The 5,248-nt window shown below is 46.0% G+C and carries 7 protein-coding genes; 1 reads left to right on the forward strand and 6 read right to left on the reverse strand.

The genetic code is table 11. The features are described from left to right. Both CI597_RS17310 and CI597_RS17315 read right to left on the reverse strand, forming a co-directional pair. Window positions 1-212, reverse strand: a 212-nt coding sequence (locus CI597_RS17310) for a PTS glucitol/sorbitol transporter subunit IIC (protein ID WP_301331490.1), incomplete at its 3' end; no start/stop codon positions are given. A gap of 158 nt (window positions 213-370) precedes the next feature. After that, entirely contained in the window at window positions 371-778 is a 408-nt protein-coding gene (locus CI597_RS17315; protein WP_024729210.1) for a transcriptional regulator GutM, read from the reverse strand. A gap of 251 nt (window positions 779-1,029) precedes the next feature. Between CI597_RS17315 and CI597_RS17320 the strand changes: the two genes are divergently transcribed. Beyond that, window positions 1,030-1,965, forward strand: a complete 936-nt coding sequence (locus CI597_RS17320) for a sugar-binding transcriptional regulator (protein ID WP_024729209.1) — start codon at window positions 1,030-1,032, stop codon at window positions 1,963-1,965. 50 nt (window positions 1,966-2,015) lie between these two features. Here CI597_RS17320 and CI597_RS17325 read toward each other — a convergent pair whose 3' ends face one another. From CI597_RS17325 to srlA, 4 genes are all read right to left on the reverse strand, one after another. Next, complete coding sequence (locus CI597_RS17325) at window positions 2,016-3,335, reverse strand: NAD(P)H-dependent oxidoreductase (RefSeq protein WP_095143023.1); 1,320 nt, start codon at window positions 3,333-3,335, stop codon at window positions 2,016-2,018. Between the two features lie 39 nt (window positions 3,336-3,374). Next, entirely contained in the window at window positions 3,375-3,743 is a 369-nt protein-coding gene (locus CI597_RS17330; protein WP_024729207.1) for a PTS glucitol/sorbitol transporter subunit IIA, read from the reverse strand. Window positions 3,744-3,766: 23 nt separating this feature from the next. Next, a complete protein-coding gene (gene srlE, locus CI597_RS17335) occupies window positions 3,767-4,762 on the reverse strand; it encodes a PTS glucitol/sorbitol transporter subunit IIB (RefSeq protein ID WP_024729206.1) in 996 nt (331 codons plus the stop codon). Window positions 4,763-4,783: 21 nt separating this feature from the next. Beyond that, window positions 4,784-5,248: PTS glucitol/sorbitol transporter subunit IIC (gene srlA, locus CI597_RS17340; protein ID WP_095143024.1), on the reverse strand; the 465-nt coding region annotated here is incomplete at its 5' end.

The following is a 5,248-nucleotide window of genomic DNA, read 5'->3' on the forward strand; positions in this document are numbered from 1 at the left end:
GGAAGCAGTGTATAGCGAAGTACTGCAAATCTGGTCAGCTTCTGTGCGAAGCGTTCCACCCTCTCCTCTCCGATCAGCTTGATCACTGAGTTAACGGCTGTCATCAGGCAGACAACCAGCGGGATGATTCCGGTAACCCATCCCATAAATGTGGTGCCGCCCTCCTGGAATAGCTTAATAAATCCGTTGGCAGCGTTAGATATAATTTCCATATCTTTTCCTCCTTCTTACTAAATTGATTTGATCTATATATAGAAGAAACTAGCAGATGAATTTTGAAGAAAAGGAAAACCGATTATTGTTTCCGGGCCCTTAGAAACTTGCATAAGTTTTACTCCCTCTTCAGCCGTTCTATATATCTTGATTCAGATTACAAGGTATTTCCCTGAAATCTCATATCCAAAGCTTCTAAAGCTCTGATATATCCTTTGTAATATTTTCGTTTCTTTTTCTCAAAGTTTCTGACTTCGTCAAGGTACTCATAAATACTCGTTCCGACGAGTTTCTTTCCCAGAAACTCAGAGATTGGTTTGAACTTTGTCAGGAAGCTTAATCCTTCCATGATCTCCCCGCCGGTGATCACTCCGTTCTGGTCACAGGCGATCATCACAATGTTTCCTGAAAGCAGCCTTCCTTTCTTCTGGCCGATCCCGACATTCCCAAGCTTATGTACCCTCCTTACCGCTCTGCGGTAATCCTTCACCTGAAAATATCCCCCGACAGCCTGAACAACAAACAATACGAAAATTACTAATAAAAAAACTGAAATACCATTCATACAGTTTGGCTCCTTTCATTTAACGTTCAGTGGTGGATCCTTCATCTTTTGTTTTGTCTCATCCTTGACAGTTACATATGTGCTTGTTAATTACTTTTGTTAACTTCATTATAATTACTTTACATATGTTCGTCAATACTAAAATATATTTTTTCACAAAAACCTTGAAAACTCTGAATAAATGACTTATAATCCTCTTATCATATAGTTACATATGTGCCTTAACAATTTCATGATCGGGAGGTTACCCTATGAAAAAGAAAGAAAATGCAGATAATATGCTGGACAAGATGGTTCTGGTTGCAACGCTGTATTATAAGAACAAGCTGTCCCAGCAGGAAATTGCAAAAAAATTAAGTATATCAAGGCCTTGGGTCTCCAAGCTTTTATCCAGGGCAGAAGACCTTGGCATCGTAAAGATAGAAATCAATTCCCCTGTAACCGGAAACAGCCAGCTTGAGGAAGCATTAAAAGAAAAATATGGCTTAAGTTATGCAGGCGTCATCAGCACAAAAGATCAAAACAGAGATTATGTGGCACAGGCTGCCGCGGATTACTTCATCTCACAGCTGAAGCCAAAGGACATTGTTGGTGTGGGCTGGGGAAATGCCGTGTCCCGTTTCATTAAAGAACTTCATCCTATCAGCTTTCCGGATGTACAGACTGTCCCTCTGGCCGGGAGCTTCGGTGAATCCTTCGAGGCGCTTCCCACCTATAACACTCTCCAGCTGGCAAATACCATCGGCGGAACCGCAAAAATGCTTCATATCCCTGCCTTCTGTTCTTCCAAAGAGGAATATGAAACCCTGATCTCCAATGAACACACAAGACAGATCCTGAATTTAGGTGAACATGCGGATATTCTTCTCATGGGTCTGGGAAGTTTTGAATCAACGATTCTCACCTGCTACAACATTTTGAATGATCAGGAGATCGCGGAGCTGAAAGCCGCACACGCCATCGGTGATGTGGCCCTTCAGTTTCTCACCAGAGAAGGTGAAACCGTAGAGACCGAGGCAACAAAACACCTGATTAAGGCAGATATATTTAAAGCTGCCAAAAATGCGCGTGTTTCCATCGGGGTAGCCGACGGACTGCACAAAGTACAGATCATAGACGCCGCATTGTCATTAAACCTGGTCAATTCCTTCTTTACAGACGAAGAAACCGCTTTGGCGCTCGTATAAAAGATAGTAAAAGGAGCCTTAATGTGAGGCTCCTTTTATTTATGTAGAGATTACAGAACGTTTCTTCCGTACATAGCATCCTGCTCTTTTCTCAGCTGGTAGATCAGCGTAGATTTATCTAATTCCACATCATCGTATGTCAAAAGTTCACCCTTCTTCACATCTCTCTTCATCACTGCCTTGTTTGTCACAAGTCCAAACGGTACGTATCCCTTCGCATCAGATTCTTTTGCTTCCGCGATAGATCCGTGTGTTGTGAATCCTCCGATTCCGTCGATAGTCTGGCCTGCTTTCAGGTCGATCTTCGCTCTTGTGATACACTCAGATACAAGCCCGTCGATCGGCACACAGGTAACCTCTCCGTCGATGACTGCTTTCGCTACCGTAAGCGGTGTCTCTAAGTTACATAAGTGGTATGGACGGTATAAGGTCCAGAGCGGTCCGGGTCCCATGCTGTGGTATGCCATCTGGTATGCGATCTCTTCGTTCGGTGTAGACACTGTTACGAATACTCCGGGCGCAACTCCGTTTACATACTCTACAACTCCATGTTTGTTTAAGATTCCGCCGTCTTTTTTAAGCTTCAGGATATCATTTAACTCTTTGATTCCTTCGGTTCCTGGAGAAGTCTGTGGTCCGTGTCCTCCGATGACATCAGGAACCAGTCCTGTGTAGTTAGACATGGCTGTCATCTCTACCATGGTCTTTGTTCCGTCTTTGAATGCGCAGAGCATCTTCGGACTCATGACTCTTCTGGTTGCTTCTTCTAATACAGTATCCGGGTTGCAGTCATAGTCAAGTTTGTTGTTCTTTCCTTTACCCATGACTTCTACGTTCATTCCCATGGCTTTTGCGAAGCTGTAAAGTTCCATAACAGCTCCCGGCTCATCTCCTGCGGAACCTGTATAGATGACACCTTCTTTTGCTGCCAGTTTCTTTAAGTATGGCCCGATAACTACATCGGTCTCAACGTTCAGCATAACCACATGCTTTTTGTTCTTCATTGCGTCAGTTGCGACTTTTGCACCTACATCCGGCACTCCAGTTGCGTCGATCGCACACTCTACTAAGTTCGCCTGGGATACGAAGTTTGCATCTTCACAAGCTACATATTTTCCTGCTTCCATTGCTGCATTGGCATCTGCGAGAGTTTTTGCCACAGCGATGTCGTCTTCTTTTACACCGGCATATTTAAATGCGTTCACTGCATTTTCAACTTTGATATCAGATACGATGGCCGGCATCATACCGTTCATCAAAACCATCTGGGTTACCATTCCGCGTCCCATCTGGCCGGCTCCTACGATACCAGTTTTAATGATCTGTCCATCTTCCTGTCTCTTGATCAGTTTTTTGTCCATGTTTAACATAATGTCTATCTCCTTTTATAAAACTAAAACAACTCTTAATTAACAGATTTCAATCGTTCCGCCGGCCCGAAGGTCTGCCTCTGTGAGTTTATTTCCTTCCAGCATGATGCATCCCGGTCGTTCCGCCTCACTGCCCCCTTTAAAACTCAGGGTACAGTGTCCTAACTCTGCCAAAGTGTGGGGAGCTTCGCTGCCCACGGCGCTGATCTTAAACTCTTTGCCGCAGATCGTCATTGTATCGCCCACTTCCGGTACAGCCCTTAATTCTGCCTTCGTATGCAGGACAGAAAGTTCTGCCAGTTCAGGCGGTGCATCTTCATTAAAAATGATGATAAAGTTCATGTCATCATCGGCCAGAAACGCCAAAGCGTCCGGTCCCAGACCTGTGATGGTTGACTGGTATTTCATATGTTTCTTTCTACCTCCGTTTTTTAGTACATTCCGATACTGAATGCGAATGCGATCAATACGGCCAAAGGTCCGGTTACGATCCTTGAGAACAGCACAGCTGGAACACCCATTTCAATGGTCTCCGGCTCTGATTCTCCAAGACTCAGTCCAACCGGCACGAAGTCAGCTCCTACCTGCGCATCGATGGCAAACAGGGCCGGCAGCGCATACTGGGCTGGGATGTTTCCAAGCGCGAACTGGGCTCCCAAAAGGGTTCCTACTACCTGCGCGATGACAGCTCCAGGTCCCAGGATCGGTGACAGGAACGGCAGCGCACATACAAAGGAGATTCCCAGCATTCCCGGTAAGGTACTGCACAGTGGGGAGATCGTCTTTGCGATGACATTTCCAAGTCCGCTGGCACTGATGATCCCCAGAAGGGTACTCGTAAATGCCATAAATGGAAGCACGTTTTTGATGATCATCTCAATGGTCTCACGTCCAGCCTGGAAGAACTTGCTGACTACGTTTCCAACGCCTTTTCCGATCTTGACGATGATTCCTTCTTTCTTGCCGCTGTTTGCAGCTGCGATCTCTTCTTTCGCCTGGTCTTTGGATTTCGGCCCGTCCTCTGCGGCTGCCGGTTTGGCTGTCTCTGTAACACCTTTATAGTCAGATTCCACGATACATTTTTCTGTCACTGCGGATACGTAGATCTCCGGTGTGATAAACTGTGCAAGCGGTCCTGCCTGCCCTACCGGCATCAGGTTGACGGTAAAGATACCTTTCTTTGGGTAAACGCCGCATCTTGCGGTTCCTCCGCAGTCTACTACCGCTACCAGCACTTCCTCGTCCGGCGCTGTTGTCTTAAATCCGTCTAACGCTTCCCCGCCGGTCATGTCTGCAATTTTCTGTGCCACCGGATGAATTCCTCCGCCGGTTACACTTAAAATTTTATGGCATTTTTCAGTTGCAGTAATTGTCAGGGGGCCTCCCCAACCGCCGTCTCCGGCTTTAATCGTAATTGTTTTATACATACTCTTTCCTCCTCCCACAGATTATTTGTTTGCTTTTCCAGTCATTCTGAAGTAAATCTGTTCCGTCAGCAATCCGCGGATCAGAATGACGATCACACCGACGATAAAGTATCTCACGGCAAGTCCTCCAATGGACAGACCGAGCTTCGTGATACCGGCTGAGATACCGGTGTATACGAACAGTTCGCCGGGGTTTGCATGTGGGAAAAGTCCGGTAACCGGGTGTACAAAACTTACACAGGAGTCATAATAAGCAGGTTTATATTTTTCTTCTACGAAACGTCCGAAGGTATAGCACATCGGGTTTCCCAAGAACAGCACCGCGATGATTGGAAGCAGTGTATAGCGAAGTACTGCAAATCTGGTCAGCTTCTGTGCGAAGCGTTCCACCCTCTCCTCTCCGATCAGCTTGATCACTGAGTTAACGGCTGTCATCAGGCAGACAACCAGCGGGATGATTCCGGTAACCCATCCCATAAATGTGGT

It is taken from the genome of Anaerostipes hominis (ex Lee et al. 2021) (assembly GCF_002270485.1).
Classification (GTDB): Bacteria; Bacillota; Clostridia; order Lachnospirales; family Lachnospiraceae; genus Anaerostipes; species Anaerostipes hominis.

Bases quoted from the DNA above. Each gene is read 5' to 3' on its own strand.
- CI597_RS17315 (WP_024729210.1), bottom strand. From the start codon at position 778: ATGAATGGTATTTCAGTTTTTTTATTAGTAATTTTCGTATTGTTTGTT.
- CI597_RS17320 (WP_024729209.1), top strand. From the start codon at position 1,030: ATGAAAAAGAAAGAAAATGCAGATAATATGCTGGACAAGATGGTTCTG.
- CI597_RS17325 (WP_095143023.1), bottom strand. From the start codon at position 3,335: ATGTTAAACATGGACAAAAAACTGATCAAGAGACAGGAAGATGGACAG.
- CI597_RS17330 (WP_024729207.1), bottom strand. From the start codon at position 3,743: ATGAAATACCAGTCAACCATCACAGGTCTGGGACCGGACGCTTTGGCG.
- srlE (WP_024729206.1), bottom strand. From the start codon at position 4,762: ATGTATAAAACAATTACGATTAAAGCCGGAGACGGCGGTTGGGGAGGC.